Origin of the sequence: Pseudomonas sp. NY15463, from assembly GCF_048068415.1 — a bacterium.
In the GTDB taxonomy this organism is placed as follows: domain Bacteria; phylum Pseudomonadota; class Gammaproteobacteria; order Pseudomonadales; family Pseudomonadaceae; genus Aquipseudomonas; species Aquipseudomonas mosselii_C.
In genome coordinates, this window is the sequence record NZ_JBLUQD010000003.1 from 567474 (window position 1) to 586515 (window position 19042).

Genomic DNA, 19042 nt, shown 5'->3' on the forward strand with positions numbered 1-19042 from the left:
TGCCGACCGTCAGGTGGGCATCGCCAGCCAGTCACTGCTGCGGCCGGCCTGGCGCACGCGGATGCGCCATTGCCCGTCCACGTCGCGCAGCACCGCCCACACCGGCACGCGACTGGTCGGTACTTGCAGGTGCAGGTGCCCCGGCAGCAGGTGGCGACGCACTGGCAGTTGCCAGTTCGCGATACGCAGGTACAACTGCCCATCGGCGTCGAAAAGGCTGTCGTCGAGCGCAGTGCCGGGGGCGGCGGTCTGGTGCATCCGGTGCGTAGACCAGCAGTGAGGTCAGGTGCGAGGCTTCGGCGTTGATCAACAGCACCCCGGTAACGGTATGCGTGAGGATCAGCAGCTGCCGCACGCTCAGCCGAGGCAGGCCGGGCGCGCTGCGGGTTTCGCTGTTGGGCTGTTCGAGCACCGCCCGGGCCCAGTGGTAGCCGCGTTGGAACGGGTCTTCGAGCAAGTGCCGGGCATAGTGCGCCTTGACCAGCTCGGCGTGCATGCGTGCCTTGTTGATCCGGCCGTGGGCGCGCTCGCGCCAGCCCCCCTCCAACGAATCAAGCAGGTGTTTGCGTACGAAGCGTGTATAGCCGGTGCCCACGTCCAGCTCGCGCACCATGTCCTTGACCCTGGCGGCGCTGAGACTGGGCAGCGCGTTACCTTCAGCGTCGTGCACGCGGGCGGTTAGCCAGTAGTCGGTGTCGAACCATGCGATGTTCATCAAGGCCAGCTCGTCCAGTGGGTAGGTGCGCTTGACCAACTCGATGCTGCCACCATGGCGTTGAGTATTGGCCACGGCTACGTAGCTTGAGGGTTGCAGCGGATTGAGCAGCGCACCGACCTGTCGCGCCAGGGTGACGCTGATCTGAATGCGCTCGGGCGCCAGGTCCAGACCAGGGTCGCGCCGCAGCCGTTCGCGCAAGCGGCTACGGGTCCAGGAAATCAGGTTTTCGCGCTGGTTGAATTGCTGGAGGTCGAGAATTCCCGGCGCTGCGCCTTGCTCGATCGCCACCGCCAGTTCCTGAAGGGTTTGCATGACGTGGCTGAGGGCTTGCGGCGGTGCCTGGCGCAGCCAGCTCGGGAGATGTTTTTCGAGTAGCAGGCTGTAGCGCGTGGCCAAGGCGTGACGGCTGCCCATCGGACCGAGCAGGTCCATGGCGTTACGCAGTGTGTGCTCCAAGGTTGGCAGTGCCGGGGGGCTGACGCCTTGCCAGGCCGTTTGCCAGGCATGCAGGGTGCACGCGTGCTGGCGTTCGATCAGGCTGTCGGTTTGCTGTTCTGTCAGGGCCTCGGCACACCATTCGTAGCGCAATCGGTCCGCTAGCAAGATCCCTTCGACCGGGTGATGAGGACTGAGCAGGCTAAGCAGCGGCAGGCTTTGCCACGGGTCGTCGAGGCGCTCGCATAACTCTGTGTGCAACTGCGCCAGGCTGTCGAATGCCTCGATCCCATGGCTGATGCTGCACAGCAAAGCCGCACCGTTGGTGGTCTCTGGCAGGGCATTGGCACCTTGGGCGTCGCTGGCGATCACCACCAGCACGCCGGGCAGCGGCACCCTGCGGTTGGGACTGAGGGTGTTGAACACCGGGCGGAACAGTTGGGGTTGTTGGTTGGTGGGCAGATGCTGGCGCTGCCAAGGCAGTGGCAGTTCGAGGCACGCGCGCACCAGAGCGGCGTGCTCGGCGGGCAGGGTGTTGTCGGCCTGGCGCAGGTCGAGTTCGGCGTGCAGTTGCTCAAGGCGGATACGCTGAAGTTGCTGTTGGCGCGAGATATTCGCAGGGCCATTTTCGCTCCAGAAGCTGCCCAAATCACCGAACAATTGCTGGCGCATTTGCGCCGGGGGCAGCTCGGTTTGCAAGCGTGGCAATTGCGCTTGCAGTTAGCTGATACGGCTGTCGAGGTGTTCCAGGCGTTGTAGCGGGGTCATGGTCAGAGCTCCTTGAAAGGAGCACAACCCTGCACCTTGGCATATGGCGGCATGCGGTAGTGGGTTAACCCCTGCGCCAGAACCCACTTAGGCCTAGCGCCGCCGAGGCACCGAGCCCCAGCCACGACAGCGCATCCCAGGCACCATCTCCCAGCAATGCCGCGAACAGCCCGGTCAGGCTGAGCACGGCCACCAGCGCCGGCCAGGCGAATATGCGTCGGGTGCTTTGCGGTGTGTTGCTCATGTGCGCACCTCCCTGGGCTTACGCTGCTTGCCCCACCACAGGTACAGCCCACTGCCGAGCACGACGATGCTCAGCACGTCGAGCAGCGCCCAGAGGATCTGCATCGGGCGTGCGCCGTAGTCGCCGAAATGCAGTGGCTGCGACAGGCCCATGGCGTCCATGTACCAGGGGCGCTCGCCCACGGCGGTCACCGCCAGCGAGCGGGCGTCGATCAGCACCGGGGTGAGCAGGTGCGAGGTCAGGTGGCTGGCGCCTTTCATGAACACCGCATAGTGGTGCTCGCTGGAAAAGCGCGTGCCGGGGAAGGCGATGAAATCCGGGCGCATGCCGGGGGCGGCGCGCTCGGCGATGTCCAGCAGTTGCGTGGCCGGTGCGCGTTCGGTGAGCGGCGGGGCATCGCGGTAGGGCGCGACCATCGCGGCCAGGCTGTCGTTGCGCCAAGCCGCGATGACCAGGTCGGACAGCGCGCTGATCACCCCGGTGACGCCCACCACCAGCGCCCAGCTGAGGGTGACCACGCCGATCAGGTTGTGCCGGTCGAGCCAGCGCAGCCGGCGCGACTTGTCATGGCGTACCGTGGCGAACCGCAGCCGGCGCATGAAAGGCGCATACAGCACGCTGCCCGAGACGATCGCCACGACGAACAGCACGCCCATGAAGGCCAGCAGCAGCTTGCCGGGCAGTCCTGCGAACAGGTCCACGTGCAGGCGCAGCATGACCATCATGAAGCCGCCATTGGCTGCCGGCATGGCCAGCGCCTCGCCGGTGCGGGCATCGAGCATGAACGTGTGGGAGGCGTTGGGTTCGGTGGCCGCGCTGGCGGCCATGATCGCCACCACGCCGTTGGGGGCGTCTTCGTCGTAGCCGAAGTATTGCAGCACTTCGCCCGGGCGATGCTGCTCGGCCTTGAGCACCAGCTGCTGCAGGTCCAGATGCGGGGTATCTGCTGGCAACGCGCGCAACTGCGGGGCATCGCCCAGCAGGTGCTCGAGTTCGTGGTGGAAGATCAGCGGCAGGCCTGTGAGCGCGAGCAGCAGCAGGAATACGGTGCAGACCAGGCTGCTCCAGGTATGGACGAAGGACCAGCGGCGGAGGGTTTGGCTTTTCATCGGGTCTTGATCTGACTGTTTTCATGGGGCCATTGCATGGCAGTCAGAATTCCAACTGAGCGGAGAACTGCACGGTACGCGGATCGCCCAAGTAGGAACTGTTCAGCCAATACGCCTTATCGGCCAGGTTGGCTACGTTGAGGCGCAGGGTTACGTCGTTAGCGTCTGCCAGGTGGATTTTGTAGCGGGCGCCGGCATCGAAGGTGGTGAACGATGGCAGGCTGACGGTATTGGCTTCATCAGCGTACTGCTTGCCGGTGTAGTAGGCGCCACCGGTCAGGGCTAGGCCGGGTATGGCATTGATGTCGTACTCGGCGTAGACCTTGGCCATCTGTTTGGCAACGTTGACGGGGGCGTTGCCGTCGTTGGCGGCAGTGGCGCCTTTCTTGATTTTTGGGTCGAGCACGGTGATGCCACCGACTACGGTCAGCTCCGGCGCGAGCTTGCCGGTGACGCTGAATTCCATGCCGTTGTTTTCCTGGCGGCCATCCTGAACGTAGACCCTTTGGCCATTGGTGTAGTTGTTCGGCTTGTCGATGTTGAACAGCGCCAGGGTGAACAACGTTTCGCCCACGGTCGCCTTGACGCCGATCTCGTACTGCTCGCTGACCTGTGGCGCCATTGCCTGGCCTGCGTTCACGGTATTGCTGGGCGCGGTACTGCCCGATTGCAGACCTTCAATGTAGGTGGCGTAGGTGGTCAGCCATGGCACTGGCTTATAGATGATCGAGACGTTCGGCGAGGTTTTGCTCTTGTCGTAGCGCGTCTTCTTCTCCGGGTTGGAGTAGATGAAGTCGTTGCTGTAGCTCTTGATCTGGGTCTGGGTTACGCCAAGGATGGTGGACCACTGCTCGTTGATCGTGATGATGTCGCCGAGCAGGAAATTGTTGTTGGTGGCTGTGCTGGCCAGGCGTTTGTTGCCATGGCCGATAGACCAGTCCGGCTTGTCGACCTGTGGCTGCTCGCCGATCGGCAGTGTGCCGACAGGCGATTGGTACTGCCAGGCCGTGGGGAAGTTGTCGTCGTACTTCTTGATCCGGCTGGTATTGCCCTGATAGCCAAGGGTCAGCTTGTGCCCGAGCGACCCGGTACTGAAGGCGGCGTCGAGGAACAACGAGGCGGATTGCTCCTTGGTTTGCATCGGCGCAAAGGCGTAAATCGGCTGGCTATAGGTGGTCGCGCTGGTCAGCGTCGGTCCAGTGTAGGTGTATTCGTCGGTGTACTGTTGCGCCGCGACTGCCGCGCGCAGGGTGAAGGTGTCGTTCATGCGCCAGTTGGCGCGCACGCCGGCCTTGTCGGTTTCGTTGTCCGAGAACGACCATTTCTGGCTGTAGAGTTTGTCGTTCTTTAGCGACGAGGCGTCCGGGCGCTCGATGCCGGCAGGGACGTACCAGTAGCTGCTCAGGCCGCGCATCTGGGTTTTGCGGTGGGACGCGTCGAACTGGATTTGCAGGTCGTCGCTGACGTTCCAGTCCAGCGCTGCGCTGATCATCTGGCGGCGACGTTTTTGCAGGTCGATGGCGGTCTCGCCATCCTGCGTCAGCAGGTTCAGGCGATAGGCAAATACCCCAGCGTCGTCGATCTTGCCGCCAAAGTCGCCATGCAGGTAGTAGTTCTCACCGCCAGCATTGCCCAGTGTGACGCTGTTGTAGCGTTGGTAGGTTGGGCGCTTGAGCACATAGTTGACCAGCCCGCCTGGGGTCGCCGGGCCATAGAGAAAGCCGGTTAGGCCGGTGATGATTTCCAGCTGTTCGGTGTCTTCGATGAAGTTGCCGGCATCGGCGCCATTGCTGAAGCGCAGGCCGTCGTTGGCGATATTCATGTTGCCTGAGCCGCTAAAGCCACGAATCGCCACGGCGCTGGCATACCCGGCAGCGCGTGGGCTGGAGATCTGCGTGGCTGGATTGCGCTTGAATACGTCGTCCAGGCTGGTGGTGAGGGTGTTCTTCAGATAGTCCTGGGACGCCACGCTCATCGAGTAGGGTGTGTCCTGCAACGTCATGGCGCCGAGGGCGCCGACGTTCCTCACGGTCTCGGCGCGATAGCCGGAAGCGGCGCTACCGTCGGCGTTGGCCAGCGTCGCGTTGATGTCGGTAGTGGGCAGGGCGATGGCATTTTCTTCGACCAACACCAGGCTGTAGCTGCCGGCACTGCTTTGCTGCAGCTGCAACCCGGTCCCCCGCAGCGCCGCTTGAAGTGCCCCGACTGCGTTGTACTGACCTTGTACCGGCGCTGACGTGCGTCCGCTGGCCAGCGCCGGATCCAGTGCCAGGGTAACTCCGGCCTGGCTGGCGATGTGGTTCAGGGTGCTGGCCAGCGGTGCGCTGGGCAGGTCATAGCTGTGTAGCGCCGATTGTTCGGCGGCGAACAGGGCGGGGCTGGCCAACGGGGTGGACAGGCCGATGGCCAAGGCCAACAGGCTGGGGCGAAGCAAGGCATCAACAGCGCGGGACATGCAGCGGCTCCTCGACGGATAAGTGCTAACTGCTTCCTTGCCGAGCGAGATTCAAAAAGTGACAGGGGGAGGAGGGGGAAAGCTGCAAGTTGCGAGCTGCAAGCTGCAAGCTGCAAGCTGCAAGCGGAGCGGTGATCTGCTTTAGCTTCAAGCTTGCCGCTTGCCCGCCTTCAGCGGGCGCTCACGGTCACCCACCACGGCGTATGCCGCTCGATCTTCACCGGCAGCGCCGGTAGCAGCGAGGCCAGGGCCAGGTCGGAATCATGCAACGGGAAGCTGCCGCTGACCCGCAGGTCGGCGACCTCGTCGGCCACGCCCAAGTAGCCGCTGCGGTACTCACCCAGGGTGGCGATCAAGTCGGCCAGGCGCACGTTGTCCACCACCAGCATGCCCCGGGTCCAGGCATCTGCCCCCACCGGCACGGCTTGTACCGGGCCCAGGCCGTCGGCGTTCATCAGCACTTGCCGGCCTTCGCCGAGCACCTGCTCGTCGCCGCTGTTGAGCGGTTTGGCCGCCACCTGCGATTGCAGCACTTCCAGGCGGGTGCCGGCGTCTTCGCGCTTGACCAAAAAGCGCGTGCCCAGCGGACGCAGACGACCGTCGTCGGTGCGTACCAGCAACGGACGGCTGTCCTCGTGACCGGTCTCGACCGAAATCTCGCCCTGGTGCAACACGATCACCCGTGCGCTGCCCTGGAAGTCGATATCCACTGCGGTCTGGGTGTTCAGGCTGAGCAACGTACCGTCTTCCAGGCGCAGGGTGCGTACTTCACCGGTGCGGGTGCGCTGGTCGGCCAGCCAGTAGCTGGCCGACAGGCTCGGTAGCCCGGCCCAGGCCAGCAAACCGCCGAGCACCAGCATGCCGGCCAGTCCACCCAGGCGCTGGCGCATACCCGCGCGCGACTGCAACAGCGCCTGGCGGGCGGGGCCGGCAGCGGCGTTGAAGCGTTGGTCGAGCAGGCCCAGTTGCAGCCAGGCACGTGCGTGTTCTTCGCTGGCGGCATGCCAACGCATGAACGCGTTGCGCTCGTCAGGTGTGCCGCTGTTCTGGTCCAGGCACAGCTTCCAGGCGATGGCCGCTTCCAGCACCTGGCTGGAAACCGGGGCGTCGTTCATGTCGGCTGGCCGTACAGGGCGATGTAGCACTGGCGCATGCCCTGGGCGATGTACTGGCGCACGCGAGACACCGACACGCCCAGTTTCTCGGCGATCTCGGCGTGCCCCATGCCATCCAGGCGGTTGTGCAGAAATGCGGCGCGGGCTTTGCTCGACAGCTTGCCGAGCAGGCGATCAATGGCTTTGAGGTCTTCGAGTATCAGGAGCAGCACTTCTGGCGAGGGGTGTTCGGCCTCGGGCAGTCGTGCCAGCTCCGACAGGTAGGCCTGTTCCAGGGCGGCGCGGCGAAAGTGATCGAACAACAGGCCCTTGGCCACGGCGACCAGAAAGGCCCGGGGCTCACGCGGGGTGTCCAGGTGAGCGCGGCCTAGCAGGCGCACGAAGGTGTCCTGGCTCAGATCCTCGGCACGCTGGCGGCAGGCAGTGCTGCGCTGCAACCAGGCTAGCAGCCAGCCGCGATGGTCGCGATAGAGCGCGCCGACCAGATCGGTGTGTGGGCTTTGCGCTGACGTCAAGGAACGGTCCCCAAGAAAGAATGCGTTAACTAACGATAATTATTCGCGATTCTGGCAGAGGCGGGGATGGGGTTGCAATTGACGCTTATCGGATTGCCACTATGTAAGTTGCATGTCGCAGTTGTGTGTGGACCGGCCGGGAAGGGCTGCACAGCAGCCCCGGCGATTGCGCAGGGTGCTCAGGCCTGGGGCTGCTGCGCGCTTGTGAAATCGGCTGTCTGCCCAAGGGCTGGGTGACCCTTACAAACCATGGCTCTGGATCTTGCGTCGGCGCCACTGTTTGAGCCGCTGCTCCAACTGCAAGGGGCTGTCCATTTGCTGGCGACGTGCCTGGCTGAACAGGATCAGGGCCAGCTCGGCGGTGACCTGGGCGTCGGCGCTGGCATGGTGGCGTGCCTGCACTTGCAGGCCGAAACGCGCGATCCAGTCATCCAGCCCGGCTTCGCGCAGCACCGTGTCGGGGTTGAGCAGCGGGGCTAGCTCGGCCACGTCGATGAACGTATGTTGCAGGCGCAGGCCCAGGCTGTCCTTGAGCGCGCGGGCCAGCATGCGCTGGTCGAAGGGCGCGTGGAAGGCCAGTACCGGACTGTCGCCGATGAACGCCATCAGGTCCAGCAGCGCTTCGGCTGGCTCGACGCCAGCGGCCAGGGCGCTGGGGCCCAGGCCGTGAATCAGTACGCTGGGGTTGGTCTTCTGTTCCGGGCGGTGCAGGGTACGTTCGAAGGGCCGGCCCAGGTCGATGGCGCCGTCTTCGATGGCCACCGCGCCGATCGACAGCACTTGGTCGCGGTTCAGGTTCAGGCCGCTGGTTTCCAGGTCCAGGACCACCCAGCGCTGCTCACGCAGCGAGCACACGCCCAGCGGTGCTGGCGCGGGCAGGTGGGCCAGGCGTTGGCGCAGGGCATCGTCCAGCATCGGGGCGGTTGGGCGCAGCCAGGCGAACAAACTCATAGTTGGTACCGCAAGGCCAGGCTTGCTTGCAGGCGCTGGGCCTGGCGCAGCGATTCGCGCAGGATGCGCCGGTCCAGGTGGTTGAGGCTGTCCGGGTCCAGGCGGTTGGTGTAGGCCAGGTTGTCGCGGCTCTGGCGTTGGTGCTGCTGCATGCGGGTCTGCTGGATGAAGTGGTAGGCCTCTTCATAGGCCGCCCCGTCGAGGGTATCGATAACCCCTTTGGCGATCAGCTCGCGCAGCCGTTCCACGGTGTTGCAGGCCTTCACGCCATTGGCCAGGGCCAGCAGCCGCGCGCCATCGACGAATGGTGTCAGGCCTTGGACCTTGAGGTCGAGGGTGGCGGCCTTGTCATCGCCCTGGCGGGTCAGCACGAATTCGCGCAGGCGCCCGACTGGCGGGCGCTGGCGCAGGGCATTGTCGGCCAGCATGCGCTGGAACAAGCGATTGTCGGCCACCTGGTCGAGCAGCCCCTGGCGCAGTTGCTCGCAGCCGCGTTCATCGCCCCAGACCACCCGCAAGTCGAAGTAGATGCTTGAACCCAGCAGGTTCTCGGGGCTGGCTTCACGCACGAAGCCTGCGAAGCGTCGCGCCCACTCGCTGCGCGACAGGCACAACTCGGGGTTGCCCGCCATCACGTTGCCCTTGCACAGGGTAAAGCCGCACTGGGCGAGCTGGTGGTTGATGTGCTGGGCCAGTGGCAGCAACTTGGCGCGGATGGCCTCAGCCTCGGCGTGGCTTTGCGCTTCGAAGAGGATGCCGTTGTCCTGGTCGGTGTGCAGGGTTTGCTCGCGACGGCCTTCGCTGCCGAAACACAGCCAACTGAACGGCACGCCCGGATCGCCGCGCTCGGCGATGGCCAGTTCGATCACCCGGCATACCGTATGGTCGTTGAGCAGGGTGATGATCTGGGTGATCTGGGTCGAGGAGGCGCCGTGGGCGAGCATGCGTTCGACCAACTGGCCGATCTCGCCGCGCAGCGACACCAGGCTGTCGAGCCTGGGGGCATGGCGGATGGTGCGGGCCAGGTGCACCAGGTCGACCCGTTGCAAGGAGAACAGGTCGCGTTCGGAAATCACCCCGCACAGGCGCTGGTTGTCGACCAGGCAGACGTGGGCGATGTGGCGCTCGGTCATCGCCATGGCCGCGTCGAAGGCGCTGGCGCTGGGGCTCAGGTGGAACGGCCTGGCGGTCATGTAGCGTTCGATCGGCGCGGTCAGCTCGGCGCTGGCGTCGGCCACTACCTGGCGCAGGTCACGCAGGGTGAAGATGCCCAACGGCGTGCGCTGGGCATCGACGATGACGATGCTGCCGACTTGCTGCTCGTGCATCAGGCGCACGGCTTCGCGCAGGGCGGTGTCTGGGTTGCAGACGACCGGGTGGCGTAGCGCCAGCTCTCCGAGCGGGGTATTGAGCGAATACTGGGTGCCGAGGGTCTGCACTGCCTTCTGGCGTACCTGCTGGTTGACCTGCTCAAGCAGGCTGCTCACCCCGCGCAGGGCAAAGTCGCGGAACACCTCGGACATGGAAAACACGCGGATGAACGCAGCCTTGTCCAGTTGCAGGCAGAACGTATCCTCGCCAGCCAGGTGCTCGGTGCGGGTAGCACGCTCGCCCAGCAGTGCGGCCAGGGGGAAGCACTCGCCGCCGGCGATCTCGAAGGTGGTCTCGGTGCCGGCACGGGTGACGTGCTGGCGCTCGCCGACCACTCGGCCTTGCTTGACGATGTAGAAGTGTTCCACAGGGCCGTCAGCAGGTTTGATGATGCTTTCGCCGGTTGCATAAAAGCGCAGCTGGCACTGTTCCACCAGATACGCCAGGTGACCCTGCTCCATCTGGTTGAACGGCGGGAAACGCTGCAGGAACTGCAACGTACCCTGGATGTTTTGCAGCACCGCAGTCCTGCCGGCCTGGGTGTAGGCGTCCTTTTTGCTCATGAAGCTGACCGTATCGCTACGCCGAACTATATATATCTATGTATAGGGCTCGGCTTTGTTGTTCTTGACCTTCATGGTCGGCTGGTGGCCTTGTGGTGCCCATTGGACGTAAGTCTAGAGCGTGGGCTGTCGACGATCCGACGAAAGGTTGGCTGGGTGACCGGCCGTTGCGGTCCAACCGCGTGAGCTAGAGATTCCTGACGAGATGGCCATGGCTGAGCATGACGAAATCCTGAGTGACGCCGAGCGCGAGGCGTTGGCCGTATTGAGTGCGCCCGTGGCACCCAGGCCGGTGGTGCTGGTGGTGGATGACAACCCAGTGAACAGGGATGCGTTGTGCCTCTACCTGAAAAGCCGGGGTATCGAGAGTATGCAGGCCGATGGCGCCCAGGAGGCGATGCTCAAGCTGTATTACGAGCCGCGCATAGCCTTGATGATTACCGACCTGCGCATGCAGCCTGCTGATGGGCTGGAGCTTATTCGGCAGATTCGCGAGTCCGAGCGCGCGGCGCTGTCGATCATCGTGGTGTCGGGCGACACCGATGTGAAGGAGGCGGTGGACGTGATGCACCTGGGGGTGGTGGATTTTCTGCTTAAACCGGTGGATCTGGGGAAACTGCTGGAGTTGGTGAAACGAGAGTTACGCATCGAATAGCGGTGCTGGAGGCGTCGCGGTGGTCCGGCGTACCGGACCCCGCGACTGGCTCTTACAGCCCGTTGCGCGCCTTGAACTCGCGGCGGCGACGGTGCAGCACCGGCTCGGTGTAGCCGTTCGGTTGTTTGGCGCCTTCGATTACCAACTCTACGGCCGCCTGGAACGCGATGTTGTCATCGAAGTTCGGCGCCATCGGGCGGTACTGGGCGTCGCCGGCATTCTGCTTGTCGACCACAGCGGCCATGCGCTTGAGGCTTTCCAGCACCTGTTCCTGGCTGACCACGCCATGGCGCAGCCAGTTGGCCAGCAACTGGGCCGAGATGCGCAGGGTGGCGCGGTCTTCCATCAGGCCGACATCGTTGATGTCTGGCACCTTCGAGCAACCTACGCCCTGGTCGATCCAGCGCACCACATAGCCGAGGATGCCCTGGGCGTTGTTGTCCAGCTCGTTGCGCAGCTCGTCAGCCGACCAATTGGTATTGGCCGCCAGCGGGATGCTCAGGATGTCGTCCACCGACGCTGGGGTGCGCGAAGCCAGCTCGCGCTGGCGGGCCTGCACGTCGACCTTGTGGTAGTGCAGGGCATGCAGGGTGGCGGCGGTCGGCGACGGTACCCAGGCGGTGTTGGCGCCGGCCAGTGGGTGGGCGATCTTCTGTTCGAGCATCGCGGCCATCAGGTCGGGCATGGCCCACATGCCTTTGCCGATCTGCGCACGGCCTTGCAGGCCGGTGGCCAAGCCCACGTCGACGTTGTTGTTCTCGTAGGCGCCGATCCACTTTTCGTTCTTCATGGCGCCCTTGCGCACAACGGCGCCGGCTTCCATGGAGGTGTGGATTTCGTCGCCGGTACGGTCGAGGAAACCGGTGTTGATGAACGCCACGCGCTCGGCGGCGGCCTTGATGCACGACTTGAGGTTCACCGTGGTACGACGCTCCTCGTCCATGATGCCGACCTTGACGGTGTTGCGCGGCATGCCCAGCAGGTCTTCGACGCGGCTGAAGATTTCGGCGGCGAACGCCACTTCTTCAGGGCCGTGCATCTTCGGTTTGACGATGTACACGCTGCCGGTACGGGTGTTCTTGCGCTGGGTGTTGCCGTTGAGATTGTGCAGGGCGATCAGGTTGGTGAACAGACCGTCCTGGATGCCCTCGGGGATTTCGTTGCCCTGGGCGTCGAGAATCGCCGGGTTGGTCATCAGGTGACCGACGTTGCGCACGAACAGCAGCGAACGGCCGTGCAGGGTGACGCTGCCACCGTTCGGGGCGATGTACTCGCGGTCCGGGTTCATGGTGCGGGTGAAGGTCTTGCCGCCTTTACTCACCTCTTCGGCCAGGTCGCCTTTCATCAGGCCCAGCCAGTTGCGGTAGACGATGACCTTGTCGTCGGCATCGACGGCAGCGACGGAGTCTTCGCAGTCCATGATGGTGGTCAGTGCCGACTCCATCAGGATGTCTTTCACGCCGGCGGCGTCGGTGCTGCCGACCGGTGTGCTGGCGTCGACCTGGATCTCGAAGTGCAGGCCGTGGTGCTTGAGCAGCACGGCAGTCGGTGCGCTGGCGTCGCCCTGGAAGCCGATCAGTTGCGCATCGTCACGCAGGCCGCTGTTACTGCCGCCTTTGAGCGAAACCACCAGCTTGCCGTTTTCGATACGGTAGCCGGTGGAGTCGACGTGGGAACCTGCGGCCAAGGGCGCGGCTTCGTCGAGGAAGGCACGCGCGAAGGCGATGACCTTGTCGCCACGGACCTTGTTGTAGCCCTGGCCTTTTTCGGCGCCGCCTGCCTCGCTGATGGCATCAGTGCCGTACAACGCGTCGTACAGCGAGCCCCAGCGGGCGTTGGCAGCGTTCAGGGCGAAGCGCGCGTTCATCACCGGGACGACCAACTGTGGCCCGGCCATGCGTGCGATTTCTTCGTCGACGTTTTGCGTCGTGGCCTGGAAATCGTCCGCTTGTGGCAGCAGGTAGCCGATTTCCTGGAGGAAAGCTTTATAGGCTGCGGCGTCGTGGGCCTGGCCTTTGCGCGCCTGGTGCCAGGCATCGATCTTGGCTTGCAGCTCGTCGCGCTTGGCGAGCAGGGCTTTGTTCTTGGGAGCGAGGTCGTCGATGATTTTTTCTGCCCCGGCCCAGAATGCAGCGGCGTCGATGCCGGTTCCAGGGATCGCTTCGTGATTGACGAAGTCATACAGGGCCTTGGCGACCTGAAGGCCACCGACTTGAACGTATCCAGTCATTGCTTGCCTCACCTCTGCTCAGCTATTTCGCTTTCGCGCATCGTATTAAGCCTGTAGCGCTTCTTTAAACACGGCACCAGTACATACCCGCAAGGGCGGCTGGGTGCGGCCTGGCAGACATGCTGACGGGCAGTTGGCGTATTTTCACAGGCGCCTTGGCAGACATCCAAACGACATTTTGTAGTCCGCGCCGACGCATACTACATGAAGCAGCAGGCCAGTGAACATCAGACTAAAAGCGTCGTTCTGCGACCGTTCGGTCGCATGGGGTCACGCTGGGAGAGAGTATGTTCGCAAAAAACAGGTAGATTGTTCCAGATAAATCTTGAAACGGTACACGATTGATTGGCTGGACTGTCCTGCGGCAGGTTGCCGCGGCTTGCCTATACTGACTCGGTTGCCGATTTTCGACTTGCAGAAGGAGTGGCCTGTGGACCATCTGGTACTCACCGTGATTGCCCCCGACAAAGCCGGGCAGGTCGAGCGTATCGCACAGTGCATCGCCGATCACAACGGCAATTGGCTGGAGAGCCGTATGTCGCGCATGGCCGGGCAGTTCGCCGGGATCTTGCGCGTGGCGGTGCCGGCGGAGCATTACGACGATCTGGTGATCGCACTGCAAACCCTGTCGAGCCATGACATCCGCGTGTTGATCGCCGAGAGCGGCAGCGAACCCGCATGCACCAGCAAGCCCATCGCCATGGAGCTGGTGGGCAATGATCGGCCTGGCATCGTGCGTGATATTACCCGGCTGCTGGCTGAGCAAGGGGTGAACCTTGAGCGTTTTACCACCGAGGTACGTCCGGCGCCGATGAGTAGTGAGCCGCTGTTCCATGCCGATGCGTTGCTGGCGCTGCCATTGACCTTGGCGCTGGAGGACTTGCAACAGCGCTTGGAGAGTCTGGCGGACGACTTGATGGTGGAACTGAGGTTACGGCCTGAGGATTGATCGCTAGCCGTTGGGGCGCGAAGCGCCCCCGACGGTTATCCCGATTTAACGGGGAAGCCCCTGTGGATAACCTGGGGGTTCAGCGCTACAGGCCAGTAGTTCTGAGGGCTACAGAGATTCGATCAAAAAACGTCCATCAATCAATGGCTTGTGCACAAACGGCGGGGACGAGGGTGTGGATAACCTTTGGAGACATTGCTGCAGGCCACGCAGTACGCGGCCTGCAAAAGTTTGATCAATAAATGATCAGGCACGCTTGCGCAGCGATAGCCAGGCATCGACGCTGTAAACCGCCAATCCTGCCCAGATACACGCGAACGCCAGCACGTTGCTCGCCGTCAGGTGCTCGTCGAACAACAGCACCGCTTGCAGCAGCACCAAGGTCGGCGCCAGGTACTGCAAGAAGCCCAGCGTGGTATAGGGCAGGTGCCGGGCAGCGGCGTTGAAGCACACCAGCGGCACCAGGGTCACTGGGCCTGCCGCCATTAACCACAGCGCCTCGCTGCTGCTGAAGAACGCCAGGTTGGCACTGTTGGAGGCGGGGTGCAGCAGCAACCAGCCGATGGCCAGCGGCACCAGCATCCAGGTTTCCACCACCAGCCCCGGCAGCGCTGCCACCGGCGCTTGCTTGCGAATCAGCCCGTAGAAGCCGAACGTCACCGCCAGGGCCAGCGATACCCAGGGCAGGCTGCCCACCTGCCACACCTGCTGGGCCACGCCCAGGGCTGCCAGCGCCACTGCCAGCCATTGCAGGCGGCGCAAGCGTTCGCCAAGCAGCAACATGCCCAGTAGTACGTTGATCAGTGGGTTGATGTAGTAACCCAGGCTGGCCTCGAGCATGCGCCCGTTATTCACCGCCCACACATAGGTCAGCCAGTTAGCGGCGATCAGTGCGCCGCTGAGCGCCAGAATCGCCAGGCGCTTGGGGTTGTCGCGCAGTTCGCGCCACCAGCCGGGGTGTTTCCACACCAGCAGCAGGAGCGAGCCGAACAGCGCCGACCAGAGCACCCGATGGACGATGATTTCCAACGCCGGGACGCTCTGGAGCGCTTTGAAGTACAGAGGGAATAGCCCCCAGATGATGTAGGCGCCGAGGCCCAGTAAGTACCCGCGGCGCGGGTTTGCGGCGTGCATGCAGAATCCTTGCGTGATGGTGCTGAAAAGCGCGATGCGTAGTGTAGCCAGCCCCTAGAACAATTTGAGCGGTTCTTCGTCCAGCGCCGCGATTTGCTCACGCAGGGCAAGGATCTGGTCGCCCCAGTAGCGTGGTTGGCCGAACCACGGGAAGCTCGGAGGAAATGCCGGGTCGTCCCAGCGCCGCGCCAGCCAGGCGCTGTAGTGCAACTGACGCAACGCGCGCAGGGGTTCGATCAGCGCCAGCTCGCGGGGGTCGAAATCGTGGAATTCGTTGTAGCCGTCGATCAGCTCGGCCAGTTGGCCCAGGCGTTCTTCGCGGTTGCCGGCGAGCATCATCCACAGGTCTTGCACGGCCGGACCCATGCGGCAGTCGTCGAGGTCGACCACGTGATAGACCTCGTCGCGGTGCATCAGGTTGCCAGGGTGCAGGTCGCCATGCAGGCGGATCGTTTGGTATGGGGTGCGCGCATAGATGTCCTCGACGCGCTTGAGCAGGTCGCGGGCGACCGACTCGTAGGCGGGCAGCAGTTCACGGGGCACGAAATTGCCGTCGAGCAGGGTGCGCAGCGAGGCGTGGCCGAAGTTGTCCACCGCCAGCGCTTCGCGATGCGCGAAGGCACGGGTGGCGCTGACGGCATGCAGGCGACCGAGCAATTGGCCAAGGCGATAGAGCTGATCGAGGTTACCTGGCTCCGGGGCATGACCACCTCGGCGCGGGAACAAGGCAAAGCGATAGCCCTGATGCTCGAAAAGCGAGCGCCCTTCATGTTGCAACGGCGCCACCACCGGCACCTCGCAGTCGGCCAATTCGGCGCTGAAGGCGTGCTCTTCGAGGATCGCGGCATCGCTCCAGCGTCCAGGGCGGTAGAACTTGGCGACCAGCGGTTGGGCGTCCTCGATGCCCACCTGGTAGACCCGGTTCTCGTAGCTATTGAGCGCCAGGACGCGGGCATCGCTCAAAAAGCCGAGGCTTTCCACGGCATCTAGGACGAGGTCAGGGGTGAGGGCGTCGAACGGGTGGGACATGCGGACTCCGGTGAACAGCGGCATCGCGGCGGCAGGTGCGCGATGCTCAGGTGCGGCAGCGTTACCCAATCCCCCTCATCGCGCAAGCCTCGGCTAGGCTGGCACGCCAAGCAGCACCAACGAGGGGTGGAACTGCACCCGCACCGTGCTGCCGGCTTGCAGGCCTTGCGCGTGCAGCCAGTCGGCCTCGGCGAAGGCGCAGAGGGTCTGACGATTGCCCAACAGCAGCTTCACTTCGGTGGGGCCTTGGCTGGCTGCCAGAAGCGCCTCGATCGTCGCCTCCAGGCAATTGCTCTGAGGGTCTGGCGCAGCGTCTGCGGCAAGCAGTTGGACCCAGCCTGCCTTGAGCAGGGCCACCACCGTGGCGCCCAAGGTCAATCCCAGGCGCTCGGTGCTGTCCTCGGTGATCAGTGCGGCGATCTCCAGCCCGCCGCTCAGTGTCAGGCTGATGCGGTCATAGCGGCCCTCTCGGCGCAGGCCGCAGATCTGTCCCTGCAACTGGTTGCGCGCACTGGTGCGCAACATCAGGCGGCCCAACAGGTCGAGGTCGCCGCTGTGCTCGGCGGCCTCAAGAAATTCTGCCTGCAAAGCGTGCAGGCGCTGGTAAAGCCGCAGGACCCGTTCGCCGGCCTCCGACAACCGTGCACCGCCGCCACCACGCCCCCCGGTGCTGCGCACGACCAGCGGCAGCTCGGCCAGGTTGTTGAGTTCGTCGATGGCATCCCAGGCCGCTTTGTAACTGATACCGGCGGCCTTGGCGGCGCGCGTGATTGAGCCTTGCTCGGCGACATGCTGCAACAGGGCGATGCGCTGCGGGCGGCGGGCGATGTGTTGGGTGAGCAGGACGGGCAAAGACATGGGCGAGCATCGGGCAGTGAGCGTCGTGCGACGGTGCCGCCCGTACCGGCTCAAGTCAAGCCTGGCCGGGCCGCGGTGTGCGGGCCAGGCAATACACATCGACCCGGCGCGCGCCGTGTTGGCGCAGCAGCTGCGCGATGGCTTGGGCAGTGGCGCCAGTGGTCAATACATCATCCACCACTGCCAGGTGCAGGCCTTTGAGGCTATCGGCATTGCGCACGGCGAAGGCCTGGCGCAGGTTGCCTTGCCGGGCCCTGGCATCCAAGGCCTGCTGCGCGCGGGTGTCGCGGGTGCGTTCGAGCAGCCGCTCGTCGCACGGCAGGCGCAGCGGCTTGGCCAGCCAGCGGGCGAGCATCGCGGCCTGGTTGTAGCCGCGCTGGCGCAGTCGAGCCTTTGCCAGGGGGACAGGCAACAACAGGTCTGGGCGTGGCAAACCTTCCCCGTAGCGGTGTTCCAGCGCCTGGACGAGCAGTTCGGCCAGCAGGCGACCCAGCGGCCACTGACGGTTGTGCTTGAAACGGCTGACCAAGGTGTCGACCGGGAAGCGGTAGTGCCAGGCGGCGATCACCCGGCTGAACGCCGGTTTGCGCCGCGTGCACGGCGCGCACAGGAGGCCGTCAAGGGCAAGCGGCAGGGCGCAGCAACGGCATTGCTCGGTCAGCCAGGGCAGTTCGCATTCGCAGGCGGCGCACAGCGGCCAGGGCTGCGCGGCAGGCTCGTCGCAGAGTAAACAGGTGTGGTTATTATTTATACAGATGTTGACTAGAGATTTTGCATTCAGTTGACAGTTCATGGGCCTTCCGTGAGTATTCGTGCTATCCGTGATGCGCGCGTGGACGGTTGTTGTCCAGGCGTCAGTCAGACCCTAGATAAGGAAACGCCGATGAGCGCCAGCCCAATTGCAACCACACGTCACGACTGGTCCCTGGCCGAGGTCAAGGCGCTGTTCCAGCAACCGTTCAACGACCTGCTGTTCCAGGCCCAGACCGTCCACCGCGCGCACTTCGACCCCAACCGCGTGCAGGTCTCGACCCTGCTGTCGATCAAGACCGGCGCCTGCCCGGAAGATTGCAAATATTGTCCGCAGTCCGGCCACTACAACACCGGGCTGGAAAAGCAGAAACTGATGGAAGTGCAGAAAGTGCTGGAGGAGGCGGCCCGGGCCAAGGCCATCGGCTCGACCCGCTTCTGCATGGGGGCTGCCTGGAAGCACCCCTCGGCCAAAGACATGCCCTACGTGCTGGAGATGGTCAAAGGGGTCAAGGCCATGGGCCTGGAAACCTGCATGACCCTCGGCAAGCTCGACCAGGAGCAGACCGAGGCCCTGGCCAAGGCCGGCCTGGACTACTACAACCACAACCTCGACACCTCGCCGGAGTTCTACGGCAGCATCATCACTACCCGCACCTACAGCGAGCGCTTGCAGACCCTGGCTTACGTGCGCGAGGCCGGCATGAAGATCTGCTCTGGCGGTATTCTCGGCATGGGCGAATCGCTGGACGACCGCGCAGGCCTGTTGATCCAGCTGGCCAACCTGCCCGAGCACCCGGAGTCGGTGCCCATCAACATGCTGGTCAAAGTCGCCGGCACCCCGTTGGCCGAAGAAGAAGACGTCGACCCGTTCGACTTCATCCGCATGTTGGCCGTGGCCCGTGTGCTCATGCCCAAGTCCCACGTGCGCCTGTCCGCTGGCCGTGAGCAGATGAACGAACAGATGCAGGCCCTGGCGTTCATGGCCGGTGCCAACTCGATCTTCTATGGCGAGAAACTGCTGACCACCGCCAACCCGCAGGCCGACAAGGACATGCAGCTGTTCGCGCGCCTTGGCATCCAGCCCGAGGCCCGTGAAGAACACGCCGACGAAGTGCACCAAGCGGCCATCGAACAGGCGCTGGTCGAGCAGCGCAGCAGCGAGCTGTTCTACGACGCAGCCACGGCCTGAG

At 64.0% G+C, this 19042-nt stretch carries 16 protein-coding genes; 3 read left to right on the plus strand and 13 right to left on the minus strand.

Going from position 1 to position 19042, the window contains the following annotated elements; all coding sequences use genetic code 11:
* Window positions 1-31 precede the first annotated feature (31 nt).
* From ACNFIC_RS10365 to ACNFIC_RS10400, 8 genes are all read right to left on the minus strand, one after another.
* Complete coding sequence (locus ACNFIC_RS10365; protein WP_416780946.1) at window positions 32-1861, minus strand: dermonecrotic toxin domain-containing protein; 1830 nt, start codon at window positions 1859-1861, stop codon at window positions 32-34.
* A gap of 124 nt (window positions 1862-1985) precedes the next feature.
* Window positions 1986-2165, minus strand: coding sequence for a hypothetical protein (locus ACNFIC_RS10370; RefSeq protein WP_416780947.1), 180 nt, complete (start codon window positions 2163-2165; stop codon window positions 1986-1988).
* Entirely contained in the window at window positions 2162-3274 is a 1113-nt protein-coding gene (locus tag ACNFIC_RS10375) for a PepSY-associated TM helix domain-containing protein (RefSeq protein ID WP_416780948.1), read from the minus strand. Before ACNFIC_RS10375 ends, ACNFIC_RS10370 begins: the two co-directional genes overlap by 4 nt.
* Before the next feature lie 43 nt (window positions 3275-3317).
* On the minus strand, window positions 3318-5729 hold the full coding sequence (locus ACNFIC_RS10380; protein ID WP_416780949.1) for a TonB-dependent siderophore receptor: 2412 nt from the start codon (window positions 5727-5729) through the stop codon (window positions 3318-3320).
* Window positions 5730-5899: 170 nt separating this feature from the next.
* A complete protein-coding gene (locus ACNFIC_RS10385) occupies window positions 5900-6844 on the minus strand; it encodes a FecR domain-containing protein (RefSeq protein WP_138220399.1) in 945 nt (314 codons plus the stop codon).
* Complete coding sequence (locus ACNFIC_RS10390) at window positions 6841-7359, minus strand: RNA polymerase sigma factor (protein ID WP_416780950.1); 519 nt, start codon at window positions 7357-7359, stop codon at window positions 6841-6843. The genes ACNFIC_RS10385 and ACNFIC_RS10390 overlap by 4 nt, the downstream gene beginning before the upstream one ends.
* A 240-nt stretch (window positions 7360-7599) precedes the next feature.
* On the minus strand, window positions 7600-8310 hold the full coding sequence (locus ACNFIC_RS10395) for a PolC-type DNA polymerase III (protein ID WP_138220397.1): 711 nt from the start codon (window positions 8308-8310) through the stop codon (window positions 7600-7602).
* Complete coding sequence (locus ACNFIC_RS10400; RefSeq protein WP_138220396.1) at window positions 8307-10244, minus strand: DUF294 nucleotidyltransferase-like domain-containing protein; 1938 nt, start codon at window positions 10242-10244, stop codon at window positions 8307-8309. The genes ACNFIC_RS10395 and ACNFIC_RS10400 overlap by 4 nt, the downstream gene beginning before the upstream one ends.
* A 211-nt stretch (window positions 10245-10455) precedes the next feature.
* Between ACNFIC_RS10400 and ACNFIC_RS10405 the strand changes: the two genes are divergently transcribed.
* Window positions 10456-10899, plus strand: a complete 444-nt coding sequence (locus ACNFIC_RS10405) for a response regulator (RefSeq protein WP_138220395.1) — start codon at window positions 10456-10458, stop codon at window positions 10897-10899.
* A gap of 52 nt (window positions 10900-10951) precedes the next feature.
* Here ACNFIC_RS10405 and ACNFIC_RS10410 read toward each other — a convergent pair whose 3' ends face one another.
* On the minus strand, window positions 10952-13129 hold the full coding sequence (locus ACNFIC_RS10410) for a malate synthase G (protein WP_416780951.1): 2178 nt from the start codon (window positions 13127-13129) through the stop codon (window positions 10952-10954).
* A 430-nt stretch (window positions 13130-13559) separates the two neighbouring features.
* Between ACNFIC_RS10410 and ACNFIC_RS10415 the strand changes: the two genes are divergently transcribed.
* Complete coding sequence (locus ACNFIC_RS10415) at window positions 13560-14078, plus strand: glycine cleavage system protein R (protein WP_138220393.1); 519 nt, start codon at window positions 13560-13562, stop codon at window positions 14076-14078.
* A 246-nt stretch (window positions 14079-14324) separates the two neighbouring features.
* Here the strand turns inward: ACNFIC_RS10415 and rarD are convergent, their stop codons facing one another.
* The 4 genes from rarD to ACNFIC_RS10435 form a co-directional block, all read right to left on the minus strand.
* Window positions 14325-15212, minus strand: coding sequence for an EamA family transporter RarD (gene rarD, locus ACNFIC_RS10420; RefSeq protein ID WP_138220392.1), 888 nt, complete (start codon window positions 15210-15212; stop codon window positions 14325-14327).
* A gap of 54 nt (window positions 15213-15266) precedes the next feature.
* Window positions 15267-16241: a serine/threonine protein kinase gene (locus ACNFIC_RS10425; protein ID WP_138220391.1), complete on the minus strand. Its 975-nt coding sequence runs from the start codon at window positions 16239-16241 to the stop codon at window positions 15267-15269.
* Between the two features lie 93 nt (window positions 16242-16334).
* The gene (locus ACNFIC_RS10430; protein WP_138220390.1) at window positions 16335-17099 is read right to left on the minus strand and encodes a TOBE domain-containing protein; all 765 of its coding nucleotides are present in this window, start codon (window positions 17097-17099) and stop codon (window positions 16335-16337) included.
* A 55-nt stretch (window positions 17100-17154) separates the two neighbouring features.
* Window positions 17155-17892: a ComF family protein gene (locus ACNFIC_RS10435; protein WP_416780952.1), complete on the minus strand. Its 738-nt coding sequence runs from the start codon at window positions 17890-17892 to the stop codon at window positions 17155-17157.
* A gap of 90 nt (window positions 17893-17982) precedes the next feature.
* On the opposite strand from ACNFIC_RS10435, the gene bioB reads away from it, so the two are divergent.
* A complete protein-coding gene (bioB, locus tag ACNFIC_RS10440) occupies window positions 17983-19041 on the plus strand; it encodes a biotin synthase BioB (RefSeq protein WP_138220388.1) in 1059 nt (352 codons plus the stop codon).
* Window position 19042: the final 1 nt, after the last annotated feature.